The organism is Faecalibacterium sp. DFI.5.82 (assembly GCF_029076575.1).
GTDB classification, from domain to species: Bacteria; Bacillota; Clostridia; order Oscillospirales; family Ruminococcaceae; genus Faecalibacterium; species Faecalibacterium duncaniae.
Genome location: NZ_JARFIS010001085.1, coordinates 1 through 290, shown reverse-complemented (window position 1 = coordinate 290; position 290 = coordinate 1). Strand labels below are relative to the sequence as shown.

1 protein-coding gene is annotated in these 290 nt (G+C 63.8%); it reads left to right on the top strand.

What is annotated here, in order from left to right; translation table 11 throughout:
- The coding region (locus tag P0G09_RS20260) for an NAD-binding protein (RefSeq protein ID WP_275253577.1) at positions 1-290 on the top strand (290 nt) is incomplete at both ends.

Below are 290 nucleotides of genomic sequence, written 5' to 3'. Positions count from 1 at the left end.
CACGCTGATGGAATCGCCGCAGATCACGGGGATGTCCATCAGCGTGGACACCCTGCGCACCGCCGATGTTGGCAGCTGCAACGCTTTTGTGGCCGTGACCGGCTCGGACGAGGACAACCTCGTGGCCTGCCAGATTGCCAAGCGGGAGTTCGGCGTGGACCGCACCGTGGCCCGGGCCTCTTACCCCAAGAACCGGGAGCTGCTGCACACCTTAGGCGTGGACACCGTGGTCTGCGGCACCGACAACCTGAGCCACTTTATGGAGCGAGAGATCGAGACGGATACCATCC